We start from the raw sequence: 18,900 nt of genomic DNA, 5'->3' as shown, positions 1-18,900 counted from the left end.
ATGGATATCAAACTGGTGGTGACCGACCTGGACGGCACCTTGCTGAACGATTTGAAGGAGATTGATCCGTCGTTTTGGCCCACCCATCAGCAACTTTTACAAAAGGGCGTTTTGTTTTCGGTGGCCAGCGGGCGACAGATTTATACCATCGAAAAGGATTTTGAGCGCATTGCAGCCGACACCCTTTTCATTGCAGAAAACGGCACCCTGGTGCGTTACCGGGGGGAGGACTTGTATGTGAACAGTCTGGAGACCGGCAGCTTGCACGAATTGCTGCAAACGGCCCGCCAAATACCGGGTGTGGAACTGGTGCTGTGCGGCCGCCGCTCGGCCTATATGGAACAAAAGGATCCCTTACTGGTGGAGGAAGCCGGTAAGTACTATCACCGCCTGGAGGTGGTCGATCGCCTCGATGAGGTGCAGGATGAGGTGCTGAAACTGGCCCTCTACGATAAACTGGGCGCTGAGAACAACAGTGCCCAAAAGCTGCAGCACTTTGGCGACCGTTACAAGGTAACGGTGTCGGGTGAGCACTGGCTGGATGTGACCAACCTGGATGCCAACAAGGGCAATGCCGTACGCAGGGCCCAGGAGAAACTGGGCATCGGCAGCGAACAAACCATGGTCTTTGGTGATTTTCTGAACGACCTGGAGATGATTGAGGCAGCAGACCACAGCTTCGCGATGAAAAATGCGCACCCGATCATCCGTGAAAGGGCCCGCTTCATTACCAGCAGGGACAACAACCACAACGGGGTGGTCGATACCGTGGAGCGTTTGCTGTTGCAGCCCCAGGCCGCTACTTTTTCCAGGGAATAAAGTACTCGAGGGTGTAGGCAAAGCCCAGGATCACTTTATTGTCGCCAATACCGTAACCGGGAACAATGTAGGGTTCCAGGGTGCTGCTGTTGCTGCTGACGAGCACCACGCGCAGATTGAGTTGCCAGCTCAGAAAAAAGTTATGGAAGACTTCGGCACGGGGACCCACCGACAGCTCGGCCCAGTGGGTGTTGAGCGTGTTGGCGCCTACGCGACTGTGGTAATCGTCCCAATAGCCGTTAAATATACTGAAACGACCGGCCGTTTGCTCCTGCAGGGCATAGCCGTACTGCAAACCCATAAGAATGTTGTCCATACTGCCGGCCTCCTTTTCGGGCAGCATGTCCCGGGCCAGGCCCAAACGCAGAAAGGTGCCGTTCGATTCGTAGTCGTAAGCCTCTTTGGTAAAGCTTACATTCTCAAAACCAGCCTCTCCAATAAAAAACCAATCCTCCGTCAGGTTCATGCGCGTAAGAAAGGAAATACCGGTCCTGTCGCCATCGAGCAGCTTGTTGAGGGGCCCGGCCAGGTTGACGCCCAGGGTAAAACCCTGGGGCCGACTGGGCGGCTCCTGCACCAGCTGGGCGGGGAGACTGCTGCCCCAGAGCAACAGGAGACTAATAAATATAGATCTTAACATTCTCAAAGTTTTCACCGTAATTAACCCCGGGATTTTCAATGGCTACCGAATCAATAAACACGCGGGTAAACCACACACTATCCAGTTCAAAGTTAAAGGTAAATCCACAATCCCGCGAAATGTATTTCAGCTCACTGCTGTGCCGAATCCACAGGGTGTCCTTCATAAATTCACCGGAATAGAGCACAAAGGCGGTGGTGTCTTTCTGAAAAGACAGGGGCAAAAACAGTTTGCCCACCGTTTCGTTGTCGTAGAGGGGATCCCTTTCGGGCAGAATACCGTAAATACGGGCCTCTGTGAGTAAGGTATCCTTGTCCTCAAGGGCAAGGGCCGAATAAAATCCGCTCTGCAAAGCATGCTGGTTCGAAAGACAAATCTCGTTCTGCGAGCAGGATGCCCACAAAAAACTGCCGAACAACAACACACCCATCCAATGTTTTGCTTTCATTATTGGGCTGCTTAGTATTAATTGGCTTCCGGCACAAAAGTAAAAATATTTGCACAATTACCGCACAGCGACAAAATCTGTGCCGGGGCAGGCGGATCTGTCCGATAACGAACACCCACCTGTTCGTTTGCGGACAAAACGCTCCGATTAACCCGACCTGCACAAAAGTTCAGTCGGCCACAGTTTACATTCTCTCAGTCGTTTCGTAGCTTTGGACTGATTTTTGAAATTAATCCCCATTCTTTATTACTAATCTATAAATCATGATGCACTTGAAGCAACTATTTATTGCTGCAGCAGCGGGACTCTTAAGTATTGCCCCGCTGAAGGCCGCATCGGGCCAGGTCGATTTTACAGAGTTTAAACTTGACAACGGTCTGCATGTTATCTTACACCGCGACAACAGTACCCCCATCGTAACGGTGGCGGTGATGTACAATGTGGGCTCTAAACACGAACAACCCAACCGCACAGGCTTTGCCCACTTTTTTGAACACCTGATGTTTGAGGGTACCAAAAACATTCCACGTGGCCAGTACGCCAAATTTGTGGAACGGGCAGGCGGTACGCTCAACGCCAATACCTCATCGGACCGCACCTACTACTACCAAACCCTGCCCTCCAACCAGTTGGAACTGGGCCTGTGGCTGGAGTCGGAGCGCATGCTACATGCCACTGTCGATTCACAGGGCATTGCCACGCAAAAGCAGGTGGTGATCGAAGAAAAGAAGCAGAGCTACGACAACCGTCCCTACGGCACCATTTTAATTGAAACCATGAAGCGGGCCTACCGCGAGCATCCCTACCGCTGGGTGACCATTGGCGACCCGGACCACATCAGGGCGGCGCGCGACGAGGAATTTGAAGCCTTCTACAACAGTTTTTATGTGCCCAACAATGCGGTATTGGTCGTAGCCGGCGACATCAACGAAGAGCAGGCACGCCGTCTGGTAGAAAAATACTACGGCGACATTCCCGCCAACGAAGGGGAAATTTACCGGCCCTCAGTAGTTGAACCGCCCCTGGGTGGTGAGGTGCGCGATACCATTTTCGACAACATTCAGGTACCACTGGTGCTGCAGGCCTACCGCATGCCGGCTATGGGGACCGACGATTACTATGCCATTGAAATGTTGGGGACTTTGCTGTCGGGGGGACAAAGCTCACGCCTGCACAAAGAGTTGGTAGATGAGCAGCAATTGGCCCTGCAGGTGGGCTCCTTCCCCCTGCCCTTTAACGAGCCTACGGTCAACTTCACCCTGGCTTTCAGCAACATGGGTGTTGACCCCCAGGATTTGGAAAACGCGATGAATGCAGAAATCGAGAAGGTACGCAGCAGCCTGATTCCCGACAGAGAATTTCAAAAATTGCGCAACCAGTTCGAAAACCAGGTGGTGAGCGGCAACCAGCAAATTGCCGAGCGGGCCCACAACCTGGCGACTTTTTACACCTATTTTGGAGATGCCGCTTTGGTGAACCGCGAACTGGACCGCTACATGGCGGTTACGCGTGAAGACATTCAAAGGGTGGCCCAAACCTACTTTGTGCCCGAAAACCGGGTGGTATTGTACTACCTGCCTAAGCAGAACTAAACCCAAATAAGGGTCGAACTTTTCGGCCGACGAAAAACATACATCATGAAGAAAATAATCACTTTGCTTTATATGGGCCTCCTGAGCACCGGCTTATGGGCCCAGCTCGATCGCAGCACCCCGCCGGCGGCGGGACCGGCTCCCCAGATCAATATTGGAGAATCGCAGCAGTTTACTTTGAAAAACGGCCTGCAGGTTTTTGTGGTGGAAGACCACAAATTGCCGATGGTCAGCTACAGTCTCACCCTCAACACCGGTGCCGTTCCCGAAGGCGAAGCCACGGGCTATGTGGAACTGGTGGGCGATTTGATGCGTGCAGGAACCACCAGCCGCAGCAAGGCCGAAATTGATGAGGCAGTAGATTTCATCGGGGCCACCCTCTCGCCGCATTCTAAGGGCATTTATGCGCGCAGTCTCACCCGCCACAACAGCATCCTGCTGGAGCTGATGTCGGACGTACTGCTGAATCCGGTTTTTCCGCAGGAGGAGCTGGACAAGATCGTCAAGCAGATGGAGACCGCCATCCAGGCCAATAAAAACGAACCTTCGGCCATTGCCGGCAACATTGCCTCGGTATTGCGCTACGGGTCAACGGACCCCTACGGGGCCGTGACCTCCGAAGCCAGTCTGGCCAGGATCACCACCGACCACCTGAAACAGTACCACCAGACTTATTTTTGTCCCAACAAAGGCTATTTGATTATAGTGGGCGACATCACCCTTAAAGAGGCCAAAAAACAAGCCAAAAAGTACTTCGGCAAATGGCAGGAAGCTGAAGTGCCGCAATACGAAAATCAGAGCTGGCCAAGCTATGAGGGACCGGTGGTGGCTGTAGCCAACCGCGACGGCGCCAACCAGTCGACCCTGCAGGTGACCCACACGGTGGACCTGACGCCGGGTCACCCAGACGCCATCAAGGCCTCGGTGATGAATCAGATTTTGGGCGGCGGCTCTTTCAACGCCCGTCTTTTTCAAAATTTGCGCGAGGACAAGGCCTTTACCTATGGGGCTTATTCGAGTCTGAGTACCGACGAGCGCATCGGCAACTTCAACGCCTCCACTCAGGTACGTACCTCGGTGAGCGACAGTGCCGTGCACGAAATTCTTTACGAAATGCGCCGCATGCAAAATGAGCAGGTGAGTGAGGAAGATCTGGAACTGATCAAGAATATGATGACCGGCAGCTTTTCGCGCTCGCTGGAAGATCCACAAACCGTGGCCCGCTTCGCCCTGAACATTGCCCGTTACAATTTGCCGGCCGATTACTACCAGACCTACCTGCAAAAATTGGCGGCAGTAACGGCAGAAGATGTGCAGGAAATGGCCAAAAAGTATCTGCGTCCCGAGCAATGCATCATTGTTGCGGTGGGCGAAGCCGATAAGATTTCGGAGACCCTGGCGCCTTTTGCTGCCGATGGTAAGGTTCGGCGTTACGACTACTACGGAGAGGAAGTAAAGGGACTGCAAGCGGTTTCGGGAGTAAGTGCGGCCGACGTAATTGCGGCTTATGCCGAGGCCCTGGGCGGACAGGAAGCCCTCGACGGGATACAGGACTGGCGGCAGACCGGAACGGCTACCGTGCAGGGTATGGCCCTGTCTGTGCTTACTGTGCAGACCAATAAAAATCAAGTTCTGGTAGAAATGGGCATGAATGGCCAGGTCCTCTCAAAGCAAGTCTTCGACGGCCAACGTGGCAAGGTGGTTTCGCCCATGGGCGAGCAGGAACTGGAGGGCCCTATGTTGGCCGAAATGAAGGAAAGCAGCGTCCTTTTTCCGGAACTCAACTACCTGGACGAAGGCTATGAGCTGGAACTGCTCGGTGCCGAAATCATTGATGGTCAGAACTGCTATAAACTGCAAGTCACCAAGCCTTCGGGCTCGGCGACCACCCTGTACTTTAAGGTGGGCGACGGCCTCAAATTCCGCGAAATCAGCAGCTCACCCCAGGGTTCGGCGACCACCAGCTATCGGGAGTGGACCGAGGTAGAGGGCGTCCTCTTCCCCACCCGCATCAACCAGAGCATGGGACCCCAAAGCATCGATATGCACATCGAGCAAATTGAATTGAACCAGCAGCCGGATGCCGAACTCTTCGCCATCTAGCAACTGGGAAAAGAAAACCACTAAGCAATAAAAAGAGGGTGTCTCCTATGGGACACCCTCTTTCTATATTGTTTTACGTCTTCCGCAAAAATTTTCAAATATTCAACACTCAGCCGTTTTTACTTGCTTTCCAGACAGCCCCCTTTAGGACTGAGCAGTAGTGTTGAGCAGCCTTACTGCACGAGCAGCAGGGAATAGTTCTTTTTGCCCTTTTGTACCAGTAAGTATTTTCCGTTGAGCAGGGACTTTGCATCTACCAGCTGGTCGGGGGCGGCTACCTTCTCCTTGTTGATGCTGACACCGCCTCCGGCAATGGTGCGACGTGCCTCACCCTTGGAGGGGAAGATGGCCGCAGCCTCACTGAGCAGGTCGATGGCGGGCAGACCCGCCTCGAGGGTGCTGAGGGCAACTTCAAAAACAGGAACACCTTCGAAGACCGACAGGAGGGTTTTCTCGTCCATCTTCTGAAGCGTTTCGGTGGCACCCTTGCCAAACAGAATTTGGGAAGCTTCTACGGCAAAATCGTAGGCTTCACGACCGTGTACCATTACGGTAACTTCCTCAGCCAGGCGCTTTTGCAAGGCGCGAGCGTGGGGGGCCTGGGCATGCTCTTCGACCAAATCAGCCACCCCCTGGCGACTTAAAAGGGTAAATATTTTGATGTACTTTTCGGCATCGGCATCGGAGGTATTGAGCCAAAACTGGTAAAATTGGTAGGGACTGGTGCGCTCGGGGTCGAGCCAAACGTTGCCCGACTCGGTTTTACCAAATTTGCCGCCGTCGGCCTTGGTAATGAGGGGACAAGTCAGGGCATAAGCCTCGCCGCCGGCTACGCGGCGAATCAGCTCCGTTCCGGTAGTGATGTTGCCCCACTGGTCGGACCCGCCCATTTGCAGGCGACAGTTGTTGTGCTGAAACAAATGCAAAAAGTCGAAGCCCTGCACCAACTGATAGGTAAACTCGGTAAAGGAAAGCCCTTCCCGGGCATCGCCGCTCAAACGCTTCTTGACCGAATCCTTGGCCATCATATAATTGACGGTAATGTGCTTGCCGATATCGCGAATAAAATCCAAAAAGGTGATGCCCTTCATCCAGTCGTAGTTGTTCACCATCTCTGCCCGATTGGGCACCGTACTGCCAAAATCGAGAAAGTTGCTGAGTTGCTGCTTGATGCAGTCCTGATTGTGCCGCAGGGTAGCCTCATCGAGCAAATTGCGTTCGGCATTTTTCATCGACGGGTCGCCAATCATCCCTGTAGCCCCACCGACCAACACAATGGGCTTGTGACCGGCTACCTGAAAATGCTTCAACATCATCACACTCACCAGGTGCCCGATGTGCAAAGAATCGGCCGTAGGGTCGATACCCACATAAGCAGCCGTCATTTCTTTTTCCAACATATCTTCCGTTCCGGGCATGATGTCGTGAATCATACCGCGCCACTTGAGTTCCTCAACAAAATTCATTTGATCTATCCTTAATGATTAATTTTTCCGTTTTGAGCGGCGTCAAAGATACAAAAATCAAACACTCAAACTACTACATCTTGTTCTTGAACCGCCTCCTGCAAGGCTGGCAAAAGGTGGTCTATCGATACATTAAGCCACTCCATTACCCGGGGGGCAAACTGCGAAAGCGGACCGTACAGCAAGGAGGTCTGTTGGGTTTCCGGGGAAAACAACCACAGACTCAGACCAAAAGCATCCAGGAGTAAAAGCAAGGCACTCAATAAGAAGGCGCCCTTAAGCAATCCAAAAAGCGCTCCGACCAGGCGATTGAGCCAGCCCAGGGCCACAGCCTTCAAGAGGCGATCAATGCCCCGTGCTACCAGGTGGACCGCTATTACCACCAGCACAAAAACCAGAACAAAGGCCAGTACAGAAAGGTACTGCGACTGAAAATATCCCGAAAGCCATTGGGCGGCCAAATCTGAAAACTTAACCGCTCCTACCAGTCCCAACACCAGTGCTGCCAAAGAAGCCAGCTCAATAACAAAACCGTTTTTGAGTCCCTTTAAAAAAAGAAGCAGCAGAATAATTCCGGCAACAATATCAAATACCGACATACACGGGAGATTAATTGAAGGCTAAAAGTAAGAGAATTCTTGTTTAATGCAAAGCCTGTGCGCGGCTTACGCACAGCTTCGCTAAACTATAGCGGCGTTTCATGTGTTTACCTGCCGTCAATTTTTCCTATATTTGAACAAAGAAAAAAGCAGGACTTTTATGCCCATTTTTAACGATATCTTTTCTTTCATCAACAGCAAACGCCTAAGTCAGCTGGAAAGAATGCGCCGAGAGCCCGAAGCCATGCAGGAAGAGCAGTTCCGCTACCTGATAGGCAAAGCGGCCGGAACGGTCATCGGAAAGAACTACGATTTTGCCGGTATCCGGTCGGTAGCTGCCTTTAAGGAAAGAGTGCCCGTGCGGGATTACGACGCTATGATGCCCGACATCATTCGGATGCGCCAGGGCGAAAAAAACATCCTTTGGCCGGGAGACATCAAATGGTACGCCAAGAGCTCGGGCACCACTTCTTCGCGCAGCAAGTTCATTCCCATCTCTAAGGAAGCCCTGAACGATTGTCATTACCAAGGGGGAAAGGACAGCCTGGTTATTTACAATCAGCTGAGGCCCGACAACCAGTTGATGGGCGGCAAAACACTTACCCTGGGCGGCAGTCACCAAATCAACAACTTCTCGGACCATTCGCTCTACGGCGACCTCTCGGCCATCCTGATCGAAAACCTGCCCTTCTGGACCAGTTTTGTGCGTACCCCTGAGCGGGAAATTGCGCTGATTGACGAGTGGGAGAAAAAGATGAAACTGATCACCGAGACCACCATCAAAGAAAATGTGACGGCCATGGCCGGGGTACCCTCCTGGTTTTTGGTGCTGCTGAAAAACGTACTGCAACACACGGGCAAACAAAACTTGCTGGAAGTCTGGCCCAATCTCGAGCTATTCATCCACGGCGGCGTCAGTTTCACGCCTTATCGCGAGCAATACCGTGAATTGATTCCTTCAGACCAAATGGCCTATCTGGAGACCTACAATGCCTCGGAAGGTTTCTTTGCCGTACAGGACGATCTCAAGGACCCCGGTATGTTGCTGATGCTCGATTACGGGGTGTTCTTCGAATTCATGCCGCTTTCGGAGCTGGGTGAAACACATCCCCACACCCTGCAATTGAACGAAGTGGAAAAAAATAAGGACTATGCCTTAATCATCAGCACCAATGGCGGCCTCTGGCGCTATATGATTGGCGATACAGTGCGCTTTACCTCCTTGCGACCCTATAAAATCATTATATCCGGAAGGACCAAACACTACATCAATGCCTTTGGGGAAGAATTGATGATTGAAAACGCCGAAAAGGGTTTGCAAAAAGCCTGTGAAGCAACAGGGGCCAGAATAAAGGAATACACGGCTGCCCCCATCTATATGGGTGCAGAGGCCAAAGGCTCGCACCAGTGGCTCATCGAATTTGAAAGAGCGCCCGACGACAACAACAAGTTTATGCAGGAGTTGGACGCCACTTTAAGGGAGGTAAACAGCGATTACGATGCCAAGCGCTACAAAGACATTACCCTGGAGCCCCCCCATTTGGAGGTGGCCCGGCCGGGTTTGTTCTTTGTTTGGCTGAAACAAAAGAACAAGCTGGGTGGTCAAAACAAGGTGCCCCGCTTGGCCAATACGCGCGAATACATTGAACAATTACTTGAATTAAACAGAGTCAAATAATAATTAATCATGCACATAGCTATCGCAGGCAATATTGGATCGGGCAAAACAACACTGGCGGGACTCCTGGCCAAACACTACGGCTGGGAGGCGCATTTTGAGGAGGTGGACGAAAACCCCTATCTGCCCGACTTTTATGAGGACATGAAGCGCTGGTCCTTTAACCTGCAGGTTTATTTTCTCAACAGCCGCTTTTCACAGATCGTCAAATTCAGGCAATTGGAGCACACCGTGGTGCAAGACCGTACCATATATGAGGATGCCTACATCTTTGCCACCAACCTTTACGATATGGGGCTGATGAGCAAGCGCGATTTCGACAACTACCTTTCGCTTTTTGAGTTGATGACCAGTCTTATTCAACCACCCGATTTATTGATTTATTTAAGGGCATCGGTACCCACACTGGTACGACAAATTGAACTGCGGGGCCGCTCCTACGAGGCGGGCATCCGACTCGACTACCTGAAGCGACTGAACGAACGCTACGAGGGCTGGATGATGAAGTACCAGGCGGGCAATGTGCTGACGGTTAATGTAGACGACAACGATTTTATTAAGGATCCGGCGGCCTTGAGTGCCATCTTTGACAAAGTAGACGCCAAGCTGCACGGTTTATTTTAAGCATAAAATTAAATAACAGACCTATGAAGCTGATTGGCAACATTATATGGTTGGTGTTTGGTGGTTTTATTACCGCGATGGAGTATTTTGCTGCTGGTGTGGCCATGATGATCACCATCATTGGCATCCCCTTTGGCATACAATCCTTTAAACTCGGTTTGCTGGCCTTGTGGCCTTTTGGCACCAAGGTTTTGCCATCGACCGACCTCCCGGGCGGCTGCCTGCTGACCCTTTTCAACCTGATATGGCTGGTGCTTTTCGGCTTTTGGATTGCATTGACCCACTTACTTTTCGGAATATTGTTGTTCCTCACCATCCTGGGCATTCCCTTCGCCAACCAGCACTTTAAACTGGCGGGACTGGCGCTGTGGCCCTTTGGTAAAAATCGTTTGATTTAAAACTGTGCGTGTATGAAAACACTGCTGAAGAAAATCTTTCAACAAGTCGCCCAATTTCTTTTAAGATACGGCTTAGGTGTTGTTCTTATTTGGTTGGGGCTTATGAAGTTTAAAAACTCGGAAGCGCTGCAAATAGAGCAGGCCATGACGCAGACCGTACTCTTCGCCTGGCTCTTGAAATACCTGACGGTTTATGCCTTAAGCATGGTTGTTGCATGGATTCAGATAGTTGCAGGTATACTGCTGATGCTGAAACCTGTATCCAGAAAACTATCGACCTGGGGAGGCGCCATGGCCATGCTGATTTTCCTGGCGGGCATCCTGGTCTTCTTTACTTCCGGTCTGGTTTGGCAGACCGGCTATGGCTTTCCTGAATTATCACGGGCGGGGCACGCCTTTCTAAAAGATTTTATTTTGTTTGGCGCGGCTGCCTGGTGCTTCAGCGATTCGCTCTAGCATTTGCACTAAGCAAATACAGAAACTCAAACCTATGCAAAACATTACCATCTACTGCGCCTCGAGTCCCGCCGTTCCCCAAAAGTACTTTGACGCGGCCGCTGCGGCCACCCGCATTTTGGTAGAAGCGGGCTACGGGATACTTTACGGCGGGGGAGCAACGGGACTTATGGGCTGTGTGGCCGACACAGTGCTCGCGTGCAGAGGCCACATTAAAGGCATCATCCCGGGATTTATGATTGATGTAGAGTGGGAACACAAGGGGGTGAAGGATATGGTACACGTCAGCACCATGCATGCCCGTAAGGAATTGCTCATTAAGGATACCTCAGCCGTTCTGGCCCTTCCGGGAGGAAATGGTACCCTGGAGGAGCTCTACGAAGTACTGTCCCTCAAAAAACTGGGCCGGTTTCCCCACCCCATTGTACTGCTCAACACCGACGGCTACTACGATCCGCTGGTGACCATGGCGGAGAAAATGGCTGCAGAAAACTTTATGCGTCGCGAGCATCTCGACCTTTGGCGGGTCATTGAAAAGCCGGAGGACCTGATCCAGGCGCTGGCCGACCAGCAGCCATGGGGACCGGAATCCATAGGGTTTGCTGCGGTTATGGACAAAGACGCAAAAGAATAGAACGAAGCATTAAGAAAGAAATCAGGAAGATGGAAGAATGGAACCAGCATCTACAAACCCAGTCGGCCGACACCCTTGGTCCTGCTTTAAAGGTGCCGGAAATAAAATCACCACGCCTGGCAAGCAGTTTAGAGCTGCAACTGAACCTACCGGTTCGACGGGTAGAGCTGGTGGAGCAGGAGCCGGTTCAACGGCCGGCGGTTACGCGCCCTGCTTCACGCCCCACCCCTCCTCCTCTACCCAAATTAACGGCCAGGGATTCGGCGGACTTGTATCTGGGAGAATTGCCACCAGCCACTATCAACTGGGAGCTGGAAGGGAAGGATGAGCTGGGCTTTGACCCCAATGCCTTCAGCAGCAGGGCTGCGGATTTGCTGCCGCTTGAGGCCGACAGCATGATGCTGGACAGTCTTAGCCAGGCGGCAAAATCAGATGAATCGGACAAAAATGCCCTTAAAACCACCGCAGAAAAAAGCACGCACGAAGGACCTGTGCTCAAGCGGGTGGACAAACATGAACTGCAGGCCGACTGGATGATTGGCTTACTGGCGCTGGTGGTTTTGCTGGGTGGACTAATTAGAATGAACTGGTACCGCTACCTGAAAGAAGTCTTTCTGAGTCTGCTCTACCCCGCCTTTTCCGAAAAAATCGAAGGAAACAATGCTTCCAATGCGCTGCCTGCATTCCTTATGACTGTCTTATTCTATGCCAGCTCAAGCATTTTTATTTACCAATCCCTGTACCTCTTTGAAAAGCCCCTTGCGGGCATGGATGGTCCCATTCAGTTGCCCCTGATAACGGCTCTTCTAATTGTATTGCTTACGGCCAAATCTCTGGTTTATCATCTCGTAGCCCTGATTTTTGATGTCCGCCAGGCTACCCGTCGCTACCTGACCTATGCCGGAGTAGCGACCAAAGCTTTTGGGGTGCTCCTCCTGCCCCTTATTGTGCTGCTTCCTTTTATCGATGAAGCACTTCAAATCTACCTCATCAAAGGCGGAATTGGCCTGTTTTCAGCACTCTATCTCCTTCAAATTAGTCACAGCATTCGAACGAATTTCCGCAGTCTTATTTCTGGATATTATATTATTTTGTATCTTTGCAGTCTGGAAATTTTACCCTTAGCCTTACTATTTAAGGTACTGTTCAAATAGAAAATGGAGTAGTTCCGATTTTTGTTGAACTAAAACTGATGCACTTTGAAGATCAAAAAGATTCTGGTTTCGCAACCCAAGCCAAGCACACCCAAATCGCCTTACTTTGAGTTGGCCGAAAAAAACAATGTAAAAATTGACTTTCGACAGTTCATTCAGGTAGAAGGAATTACTGCCAAGGATTTTCGTCAACAGAAGATCAATATTCTTGATCACAGCGCCGTTGTTTTCACCAGTCGCACAGCCATCGATCATTTCTTTAGGATCAGCGAAGAAAACCGCACCGTTATTCCCGACGATATGAAATATTTCTGTATTTCAGAGGCAACCGCCTTTTATCTGCAGAAATACATCGTATATCGCAAGCGGAAAATTTTTCATTCGACCGGAAAATTTGCCGACCTGGTGGATGTTATGAAAAAGCACAAGGACGAGAAATTTCTGGTGCCACTCTCCGACATTCACAAGCAGGAAATACCAGACTTGCTGAACAAATCCAAACTGAAATATACCAAGGCCACTTTCTATCGCACGGTCAGCAGCGACTTAAGCGACATTAAGGCCGTAGATTACGATATGCTGGTTTTCTTTAGTCCTTCTGGAATTGCCTCGCTTTTCCAAAACTTTCCGGACTTTAAACAGAATGAAATCGTGATTGCTTCTTTTGGTCCGGCAACGGCCAAGGCCGTTACCGAGGCAGGGCTGCGCCTCGATTTGCAGGCTCCTATGCCTCAGGCACCTTCCATGACTGCCGCACTGGAATTGTACATCAAACAACACAATAAGAAATAGCAGAAAGACGCACTTTCTCCTACAAGTTTAAACACCCCTCGGCTCTTCCGTTTGGGGTGTTTTTTTTGTAGGTTTGGAGACTGAACCGCTAAGTGGTATGACAAGCAGTGGATATACTTTAAAAAAAGACGAACGCCTTTATCTTAAGAAGCAAATCGGGACTTTGTTCGACGACGGAAAGGCCTTTCTGGCTCATCCGCTGCGGGTGCAGTACCTCTGGGTGGAGAGCGACGGAGGAGCACCGGTGGCGGTACTTTTTTCGGTACCCAAAAAGCGTTTTAAAAGAGCGGTAAAGCGCAATCTGTTGCGCCGACGTATGCGGGAAGCTTACCGCCTGAACAAGGCCCGGCTGCATGTGCAGATTCCCGAAGGAAAAAAATTGCTGCTGGCTTTGGTCTATATCGACAAAGAAGTGCTGACTTACAGCCAGATAGAAAAAGGACTACTGAAGGCGCTGGACAAGGCGGCGGCTACACTTACCAACAACGAAATTTTGCGCGGATGAAGACGATATGGGACTTTTTTAAAAAGGGACTGGTGGCCTTGCTGATTGTCCCTGTTAAGCTTTACCAATACCTCATTTCGCCCATGATAGGCCCTTCGTGCCGCTACACCCCCACCTGCAGCCAATATACCCTCGAGGCCCTGCTTAAGCACGGCCCTTTCAAAGGCCTTTGGCTGTCGCTCAAACGCATCGTGTCGTGCAACCCATGGGGAGGGCATGGGCACGATCCGGTTCCTTAACTTGCAGCAAACTGAATGAAATACATCGATTTGCATACCCACCAGACAACTGCCGACCCGGAGGTTTTGTCCATATACAATCTTCGGGCGGGTTGTGACGGAACCAAGGTCCAAGGCCCCTACAGTTTTGGTTTGCATCCCTGGGACAGCTCCAAAAAAAATTTAATTGAACAAGTACATCACATAGAGCAAGATAAAAACCTGTTTTTCATAGGAGAATGCGGATTGGATAAGCACAAAGGAGCCCCGCTGCAAGAGCAACTCCCCTTGCTTGAGATCCAAGTGCGAAAGGCCGAAGAGCTGAATCTGCCGGTTTTGCTGCATTGTGTGGGCTGTTTCAACGAGCTGCTGCAACTGAAACAGGCCATACGACCTCAACAGCCCTGGATCCTGCATGGATTTAGGGGACATCCCAGGCTGGCGAAACAATTGTTGGGGGCAGGCTTTCTGTTTTCTTTCGGCGCGGCCCTACTCGAGGAGGCAGGAAAAGCAGGTCCTTCCTTACGGGCCTTGCCCCTGGACAGCTGGTTTTTGGAAAGCGACGACAGCGGGCTGCCCATCCAGGACATTTACCAACAAGCTGCAGCTTTGCTTTCATGCGGCGAAGATGAGCTAAAGGCCCTCCTCTACCAAAATTTTATGCTTAAATTTACCCCCTTAAAATAAAACAATTCGGGATGGAATGGCTCAGCAGAACGGCCTTGCTTTTGGGGGAAGAAAAACTGGAAAAACTACGAAAAGCCCACGTGTTGGTGGTCGGCATTGGTGGTGTTGGTGCTTTTGCAGCAGAAATGCTGGTTCGCGCAGGCATAGGTACCCTCAGCATTGTGGATGCGGATGTGGTAAAACCTTCGAACCGCAACCGACAACTGCCGGCATTAAACAGCACAGAGGACCAACTAAAGGTAGAGGTAATGGCGCAAAGGCTACTGGATATCAACCCTCAACTGAGACTATACACCCACGCCGTTTTTGTGAAGGATGAGGGCATTCCTGCTTTGCTCGACCGCCACAACTACGATTATGTGGTGGATGCCATCGACTCTTTGGCTCCAAAGGTTTTTCTTATTGTACATACAATGAATAGAAAAATACCACTTATCTCAAGTATGGGTGCAGGTGGCAAACTGGATCCTTCCCAGGTGGGTATCTGCGACATTTCTAAATCCTACAACTGCAAGCTGGCCCGAATGCTGCGCAAGCGTTTGAGCAAGTTTCAACTGAAAAGGGGCTTCGATGTGGTATTCAGTCCCGAAGAGGTTGACAAGGCCCATGTGGTATTTGTGGAAAACGAGCAAAACAAAAAGACCACAGTGGGCACCATCAGCTATATGCCGGCCCTCTTTGGTTTGCTGGCTGCTTCACAGGTAATTCGTAAATTGAGCGAATAAGCCAAAACAAGAACTTGACTATTAAGTCATTTTTGTGCAATTTGAGGACACAAACCTCCTCCCTGCCATCCTGTCAACAAATGCAAAGGGCATGGAAGCACAAAAAGAGCACTCTTTAAAAGAGGAAGAAACACCGGCAGATCTGGGTCTGGAAGCTTTTCAGAAATTATTTTCCAAGGCCTGGCACAGCAAAAGTATGGGCATGATTCTGGCACACCCAAACGGTGAAATTGCTCGCTACAACCCAAAAGCAGCCCTCATTCTGGCTGGAAAGAATGCGGAATTTTCGGCCACACACTTACAGGACTATCTGCTTGATCCGGAAAATCAACTACCGCTCCTATTGGATCATCCCGAATGGGACAACAGCAACAAAATCCACAACTTTCGTTCTCAAACGTTTCCTAATGAAACCATACGGCTGATTGCTGAAGCGCCGGTAGAAACTGAAAATGGCCTGCTGACCCTCCTCCTGTTGCAGGACATTACGGATGAAGCGACTTATGTGCAGGATTTGAGTGCCCAAAAGATTCTGGAGCAATCGCTGCAGCAAGCCAACCTGGAATTGAAACAAAGCAATGCCGATAAAGACCGCTTTCTGTACATCATCGCGCACGACTTGCGTTCACCGCTGAACAATCTGATGGGCCTGCTGGATCTGCTGCGCAGGAATTTCCCGGGAGGCAGCGAGGAAGACATACAACAAATGCTTCAATTGCTCAGCAGCAACGCCCATGCTATGTATGAGTTAATCGAAAATCTACTGAATTGGGCGGTCTCGCAAAGCGGACGTTTGCGCTGCCGACCCCAGGTGCTGAATCTTTCCCTGATGCTGCGCAAGGTACTGGGACAACTCGAGTCGAGTGCAGCGGGCAAGAACATTCAAATGGAGGTGCTGGTGCATGAAGACACCCTGGTGTATGCCGATGAAGCCATGCTGACGACCATTCTGCGCAACTTGTTGTCAAACGCCATCAAATTTTCGCCGCTGCATCAAAAGGTGGAGGTTGAACTGAGCGAGCTGCCCGGACAAGTTTGTCTCCAGGTAAAGGATCACGGGGTAGGCATATCGCCCGAAACGCTTCGTCACCTGTTCAGACCGGACAAGCCGACCAGTACACCGGGAACAGCCGGCGAAACAGGTACCGGATTTGGGCTCCGCCTGTGCTACGACATGGTCCAACTGATGGGTGGCAGCATTCGCATAGAAAGCGCACCCGATCGGGGCAGTACCTTCTATTTAGTGCTGCCCGCCTTACCGCAAACATAAAATGGGGCAAGCCTGAGCTGCTCTGTTCCCAATTTTCACTTTCTTTGCAACCATGATGCAATCTTTCTTCAATCCTCTTGAAGTGAACGGACTCATTTGGCTGGGAACGTTTTCGTGTGCCTTCATCAACGGGCTTTCGAAGGGGGGCCTGAAAGGCTTGGGAATGGTAACGGTACCGCTCATGGTTTTCATGTACGGAGGAATGGCCTCTACGGGCTTACTCTTGCCCATCTTGATCTTCTCTGATTTTATGGCTTTTAGGGTGTACCGCAAGAGCGCGCAGTGGCACCAGGTGAAAAAACTGCTGCCATGGGTGTTGCCGGGTTTGCTGATTGCCGTAGCGGTGGGCAAATTTATTCACGACGGCACCTTCCGAGACATCATTGCCATCATCATCATCCTAAGTTTGGGCATTATCATGGCCTTCGACTTCTTTGGAAAGAAAGTGAACCTTTCGCAATCCCCTACTTTGTCGGCTTTCACCGGACTGCTGGGTGGCTTTGCTTCAATGATAGGCAATGCAGCGGGACCTCTGTTTAATTTGTATCTGCTTTCGACCCGCATCCCAAAAAACAGTTTTATTGCTACCGGTGCCATTTTTTATGGCACCATGAACCTCATCAAAGTCCCCTTCCATGTTTTTGCCTGGCACTCCATCACCTGGAACAGTTTTCACATGAACCTGTTGATGATTCCTGCTGTCATTGCGGGGGTTTACACGGGCAAGAAGATCACCTCTTACATTCCTGAAAAGGCGTTTCGCATTCTTGTGCTGACCATTATTGCGCTTTCGGCCCTCCTGTTGCTAATAAAATAGAGGCCTCCTGTCGACCAATTCCACTTTGCAGGTCCCCATTGCAAGGTCCCGTTTGCTGCTCCCAGCCACGCCCCACCATCTCTTTTTTCAGTCCAAAGTGGCTATTCTCAAAAGCTTTGGCGTACAACTTGGCGAAGAAAATTGTAACTTTATCCTCTGAACAGACACTTCGTAACCTAATTTCTTATGACTGGCGAAATCGATTGGGGTAAATTGTCATTTACCTACATCAAAACCGACTACAACGTTCGTTGCTACTATCGGGATGGAAAATGGGGGGAGTTGGAAATCAGCTCCTCGGAAAGCATTAATTTGCATATGGCAGCAACCTGCCTGCACTACGGGCAAGAGGCTTTTGAAGGCCTCAAGGCCTTCAAAGGGAAAGACGGCAAGGTCCGCATCTTCCGCATGGCCGATAATGCCAAGCGCATGCAGGATACGGCTGATGGCATTCTGATGCAGCGTGTTCCCGATGAAATCTTCCTGAATGCCTGCATTAAAGCGGTGCAACTGAACAGCCGTTTTGTGCCGCCTTACGAGAGTGGCGCAGCCCTTTACATTCGTCCCCTGCTGATTGGTTCGGGCCCCAAGGTGGGCGTTTCTCCGGCCGATGAGTTTCTGTTTATGGTCTTTGTAACCCCCGTTGGCCCCTACTTTAAGGAAGGCTTTAAGTGCACCAACTTAATGATTACCAGGCAGCACGACCGGGCAGCACCCAACGGAACGGGTCCCTACAAGGTGGGCGGCAACTATGCGGCCAGTCTCGGTGCCGGCAAAATTGCCAAAGAAAGAGGCTACTCGGCCGTATTGTACCTCGACAGCCGGGAAAAGAAATTCATCGACGAATGCGGACCGGCCAACTTCTTCGGCATTAAGGACAACACCTACATCACGCCCGAATCGAAATCAATTCTGCCCTCCATCACCAACAAGAGTCTGCTTCAACTGGCCCAAGACATGGGCATGAAGACCGAGCGACGCCAAGTACCCTTGGAGGAGCTGGAGACCTTTGAAGAAGTAGGTGCCTGTGGCACCGCCGCCGTAATCAGTCCCATTGGTCGCATCGACGACCTGGATACCGGCAAGCAGTACCTCATCAGTAAAGACGGGGAACCCGGGCCTACTTGTGTAAAACTCTACAACAAGCTGCGCGCCATACAATACGGTGAAGAGCCGGATACGCACGGCTGGACTACCGTGGTGCTCGAGTAAAGGCCTGTAGGCTACAGCCCGACAGTCCGAATTTCACATACAGCGGGAAGCGCCTCCTAAGTG

The 18,900-nt window shown here is 50.9% G+C and carries 21 protein-coding genes; 17 read left to right on the top strand and 4 right to left on the bottom strand.

The features are described from left to right. Entirely contained in the window at positions 1–819 is an 819-nt protein-coding gene (locus tag B4W65_RS03350) for an HAD family hydrolase (RefSeq protein WP_088653705.1), read from the top strand. Here the strand turns inward: B4W65_RS03350 and B4W65_RS03345 are convergent. Continuing rightward, positions 800–1,459, bottom strand: coding sequence for a DUF6048 family protein (locus tag B4W65_RS03345; RefSeq protein WP_088653704.1), 660 nt, complete (start codon positions 1,457–1,459; stop codon positions 800–802). The two genes, B4W65_RS03350 and B4W65_RS03345, sit on opposite strands and share 20 nt — an antisense overlap. Then, the gene (locus tag B4W65_RS03340) at positions 1,437–1,907 is read right to left on the bottom strand and encodes a DUF6452 family protein (RefSeq protein WP_088653703.1); all 471 of its coding nucleotides are present in this window, start codon (positions 1,905–1,907) and stop codon (positions 1,437–1,439) included. Before B4W65_RS03340 ends, B4W65_RS03345 begins: the two co-directional genes overlap by 23 nt. Positions 1,908–2,170: 263 nt before the next feature. On the opposite strand from B4W65_RS03340, the gene B4W65_RS03335 reads away from it, so the two are divergent. Both B4W65_RS03335 and B4W65_RS03330 read left to right on the top strand, forming a co-directional pair. Further along, the gene (locus tag B4W65_RS03335) at positions 2,171–3,499 is read left to right on the top strand and encodes a M16 family metallopeptidase (protein ID WP_088653702.1); all 1,329 of its coding nucleotides are present in this window, start codon (positions 2,171–2,173) and stop codon (positions 3,497–3,499) included. 45 nt (positions 3,500–3,544) lie between these two features. Beyond that, a complete protein-coding gene (locus B4W65_RS03330; RefSeq protein ID WP_088653701.1) occupies positions 3,545–5,602 on the top strand; it encodes an insulinase family protein in 2,058 nt (685 codons plus the stop codon). Between the two features lie 173 nt (positions 5,603–5,775). Here B4W65_RS03330 and tyrS read toward each other — a convergent pair whose 3' ends face one another. Both tyrS and B4W65_RS03320 read right to left on the bottom strand, forming a co-directional pair. Beyond that, on the bottom strand, positions 5,776–7,068 hold the full coding sequence (gene tyrS / locus B4W65_RS03325) for a tyrosine--tRNA ligase (protein ID WP_088653700.1): 1,293 nt from the start codon (positions 7,066–7,068) through the stop codon (positions 5,776–5,778). 65 nt (positions 7,069–7,133) lie between these two features. After that, entirely contained in the window at positions 7,134–7,667 is a 534-nt protein-coding gene (locus tag B4W65_RS03320; protein WP_088653699.1) for a CvpA family protein, read from the bottom strand. A 160-nt stretch (positions 7,668–7,827) separates the two neighbouring features. Between B4W65_RS03320 and B4W65_RS03315 the strand changes: the two genes are divergently transcribed. The 14 genes from B4W65_RS03315 to B4W65_RS03250 all read left to right on the top strand — a co-directional run bounded on the left by B4W65_RS03315 (position 7,828) and on the right by B4W65_RS03250 (position 18,837). Continuing rightward, complete coding sequence (locus B4W65_RS03315) at positions 7,828–9,345, top strand: GH3 auxin-responsive promoter family protein (protein WP_088653698.1); 1,518 nt, start codon at positions 7,828–7,830, stop codon at positions 9,343–9,345. A 9-nt stretch (positions 9,346–9,354) separates the two neighbouring features. Next, positions 9,355–9,969 carry a deoxynucleoside kinase gene (locus B4W65_RS03310; RefSeq protein WP_088653697.1) on the top strand — a complete coding sequence of 205 codons (615 nt, stop codon included), beginning with the start codon at positions 9,355–9,357 and terminating at the stop codon, positions 9,967–9,969. 23 nt (positions 9,970–9,992) lie between these two features. Then, positions 9,993–10,367 (top strand): YccF domain-containing protein, encoded by a 375-nt coding sequence (locus B4W65_RS03305; protein ID WP_088653696.1) that lies wholly within the window; start codon positions 9,993–9,995, stop codon positions 10,365–10,367. 12 nt (positions 10,368–10,379) lie between these two features. After that, positions 10,380–10,823 (top strand): DUF417 family protein, encoded by a 444-nt coding sequence (locus B4W65_RS03300; RefSeq protein WP_088653695.1) that lies wholly within the window; start codon positions 10,380–10,382, stop codon positions 10,821–10,823. Between the two features lie 34 nt (positions 10,824–10,857). Continuing rightward, on the top strand, positions 10,858–11,457 hold the full coding sequence (locus B4W65_RS03295; RefSeq protein WP_088653694.1) for an LOG family protein: 600 nt from the start codon (positions 10,858–10,860) through the stop codon (positions 11,455–11,457). A gap of 29 nt (positions 11,458–11,486) precedes the next feature. Beyond that, positions 11,487–12,611 carry a DUF4271 domain-containing protein gene (locus B4W65_RS03290; RefSeq protein WP_158522762.1) on the top strand — a complete coding sequence of 375 codons (1,125 nt, stop codon included), beginning with the start codon at positions 11,487–11,489 and terminating at the stop codon, positions 12,609–12,611. A gap of 45 nt (positions 12,612–12,656) precedes the next feature. Further along, positions 12,657–13,403, top strand: a complete 747-nt coding sequence (locus B4W65_RS03285) for a uroporphyrinogen-III synthase (protein ID WP_088653692.1) — start codon at positions 12,657–12,659, stop codon at positions 13,401–13,403. 97 nt (positions 13,404–13,500) lie between these two features. Beyond that, entirely contained in the window at positions 13,501–13,908 is a 408-nt protein-coding gene (rnpA, locus tag B4W65_RS03280) for a ribonuclease P protein component (protein ID WP_088653691.1), read from the top strand. After that, on the top strand, positions 13,905–14,147 hold the full coding sequence (yidD, locus tag B4W65_RS03275; protein WP_088653690.1) for a membrane protein insertion efficiency factor YidD: 243 nt from the start codon (positions 13,905–13,907) through the stop codon (positions 14,145–14,147). The genes rnpA and yidD overlap by 4 nt, the downstream gene beginning before the upstream one ends. A 15-nt stretch (positions 14,148–14,162) precedes the next feature. Beyond that, a complete protein-coding gene (locus tag B4W65_RS03270; protein ID WP_088653689.1) occupies positions 14,163–14,813 on the top strand; it encodes a TatD family hydrolase in 651 nt (216 codons plus the stop codon). A gap of 11 nt (positions 14,814–14,824) precedes the next feature. After that, positions 14,825–15,538 (top strand): tRNA threonylcarbamoyladenosine dehydratase, encoded by a 714-nt coding sequence (locus B4W65_RS03265; RefSeq protein WP_088653688.1) that lies wholly within the window; start codon positions 14,825–14,827, stop codon positions 15,536–15,538. A 91-nt stretch (positions 15,539–15,629) separates the two neighbouring features. Further along, positions 15,630–16,808 (top strand): sensor histidine kinase, encoded by a 1,179-nt coding sequence (locus B4W65_RS03260; protein ID WP_088653687.1) that lies wholly within the window; start codon positions 15,630–15,632, stop codon positions 16,806–16,808. 52 nt (positions 16,809–16,860) lie between these two features. After that, on the top strand, positions 16,861–17,625 hold the full coding sequence (locus B4W65_RS03255) for a sulfite exporter TauE/SafE family protein (protein ID WP_240509468.1): 765 nt from the start codon (positions 16,861–16,863) through the stop codon (positions 17,623–17,625). A gap of 186 nt (positions 17,626–17,811) precedes the next feature. Next, a complete protein-coding gene (locus tag B4W65_RS03250; protein WP_088653685.1) occupies positions 17,812–18,837 on the top strand; it encodes a branched-chain amino acid aminotransferase in 1,026 nt (341 codons plus the stop codon). Positions 18,838–18,900 lie beyond the last annotated feature (63 nt).

The organism is Geofilum rhodophaeum (assembly GCF_002210225.1).
Lineage (GTDB): Bacteria > Bacteroidota > Bacteroidia > Bacteroidales > Marinilabiliaceae > Geofilum > Geofilum rhodophaeum.
The sequence above is the reverse complement of the archived record's forward strand: the minus strand, read 5'-3'. Positions and strand labels throughout refer to the sequence as shown.

What these genes read in the sequence shown, in the direction of transcription:
- B4W65_RS03270 (WP_088653689.1), top strand. Translation starts at nt 14,163, where the DNA reads ATGAAATACATCGATTTGCATACCCACCAGACAACTGCCGACCCGGAG.
- B4W65_RS03330 (WP_088653701.1), top strand. Translation starts at nt 3,545, where the DNA reads ATGAAGAAAATAATCACTTTGCTTTATATGGGCCTCCTGAGCACCGGC.
- B4W65_RS03260 (WP_088653687.1), top strand. Translation starts at nt 15,630, where the DNA reads ATGGAAGCACAAAAAGAGCACTCTTTAAAAGAGGAAGAAACACCGGCA.
- B4W65_RS03255 (WP_240509468.1), top strand. Translation starts at nt 16,861, where the DNA reads ATGATGCAATCTTTCTTCAATCCTCTTGAAGTGAACGGACTCATTTGG.
- B4W65_RS03290 (WP_158522762.1), top strand. Translation starts at nt 11,487, where the DNA reads ATGGAAGAATGGAACCAGCATCTACAAACCCAGTCGGCCGACACCCTT.
- B4W65_RS03250 (WP_088653685.1), top strand. Translation starts at nt 17,812, where the DNA reads ATGACTGGCGAAATCGATTGGGGTAAATTGTCATTTACCTACATCAAA.
- B4W65_RS03295 (WP_088653694.1), top strand. Translation starts at nt 10,858, where the DNA reads ATGCAAAACATTACCATCTACTGCGCCTCGAGTCCCGCCGTTCCCCAA.
- B4W65_RS03345 (WP_088653704.1), bottom strand. Translation starts at nt 1,459, where the DNA reads ATGTTAAGATCTATATTTATTAGTCTCCTGTTGCTCTGGGGCAGCAGT.
- B4W65_RS03315 (WP_088653698.1), top strand. Translation starts at nt 7,828, where the DNA reads ATGCCCATTTTTAACGATATCTTTTCTTTCATCAACAGCAAACGCCTA.
- B4W65_RS03340 (WP_088653703.1), bottom strand. Translation starts at nt 1,907, where the DNA reads ATGAAAGCAAAACATTGGATGGGTGTGTTGTTGTTCGGCAGTTTTTTG.
- tyrS (WP_088653700.1), bottom strand. Translation starts at nt 7,068, where the DNA reads ATGAATTTTGTTGAGGAACTCAAGTGGCGCGGTATGATTCACGACATC.
- yidD (WP_088653690.1), top strand. Translation starts at nt 13,905, where the DNA reads ATGAAGACGATATGGGACTTTTTTAAAAAGGGACTGGTGGCCTTGCTG.
- B4W65_RS03310 (WP_088653697.1), top strand. Translation starts at nt 9,355, where the DNA reads ATGCACATAGCTATCGCAGGCAATATTGGATCGGGCAAAACAACACTG.
- B4W65_RS03350 (WP_088653705.1), top strand. Translation starts at nt 1, where the DNA reads ATGGATATCAAACTGGTGGTGACCGACCTGGACGGCACCTTGCTGAAC.
- B4W65_RS03335 (WP_088653702.1), top strand. Translation starts at nt 2,171, where the DNA reads ATGATGCACTTGAAGCAACTATTTATTGCTGCAGCAGCGGGACTCTTA.
- B4W65_RS03265 (WP_088653688.1), top strand. Translation starts at nt 14,825, where the DNA reads ATGGAATGGCTCAGCAGAACGGCCTTGCTTTTGGGGGAAGAAAAACTG.
- B4W65_RS03300 (WP_088653695.1), top strand. Translation starts at nt 10,380, where the DNA reads ATGAAAACACTGCTGAAGAAAATCTTTCAACAAGTCGCCCAATTTCTT.
- rnpA (WP_088653691.1), top strand. Translation starts at nt 13,501, where the DNA reads ATGACAAGCAGTGGATATACTTTAAAAAAAGACGAACGCCTTTATCTT.
- B4W65_RS03320 (WP_088653699.1), bottom strand. Translation starts at nt 7,667, where the DNA reads ATGTCGGTATTTGATATTGTTGCCGGAATTATTCTGCTGCTTCTTTTT.
- B4W65_RS03305 (WP_088653696.1), top strand. Translation starts at nt 9,993, where the DNA reads ATGAAGCTGATTGGCAACATTATATGGTTGGTGTTTGGTGGTTTTATT.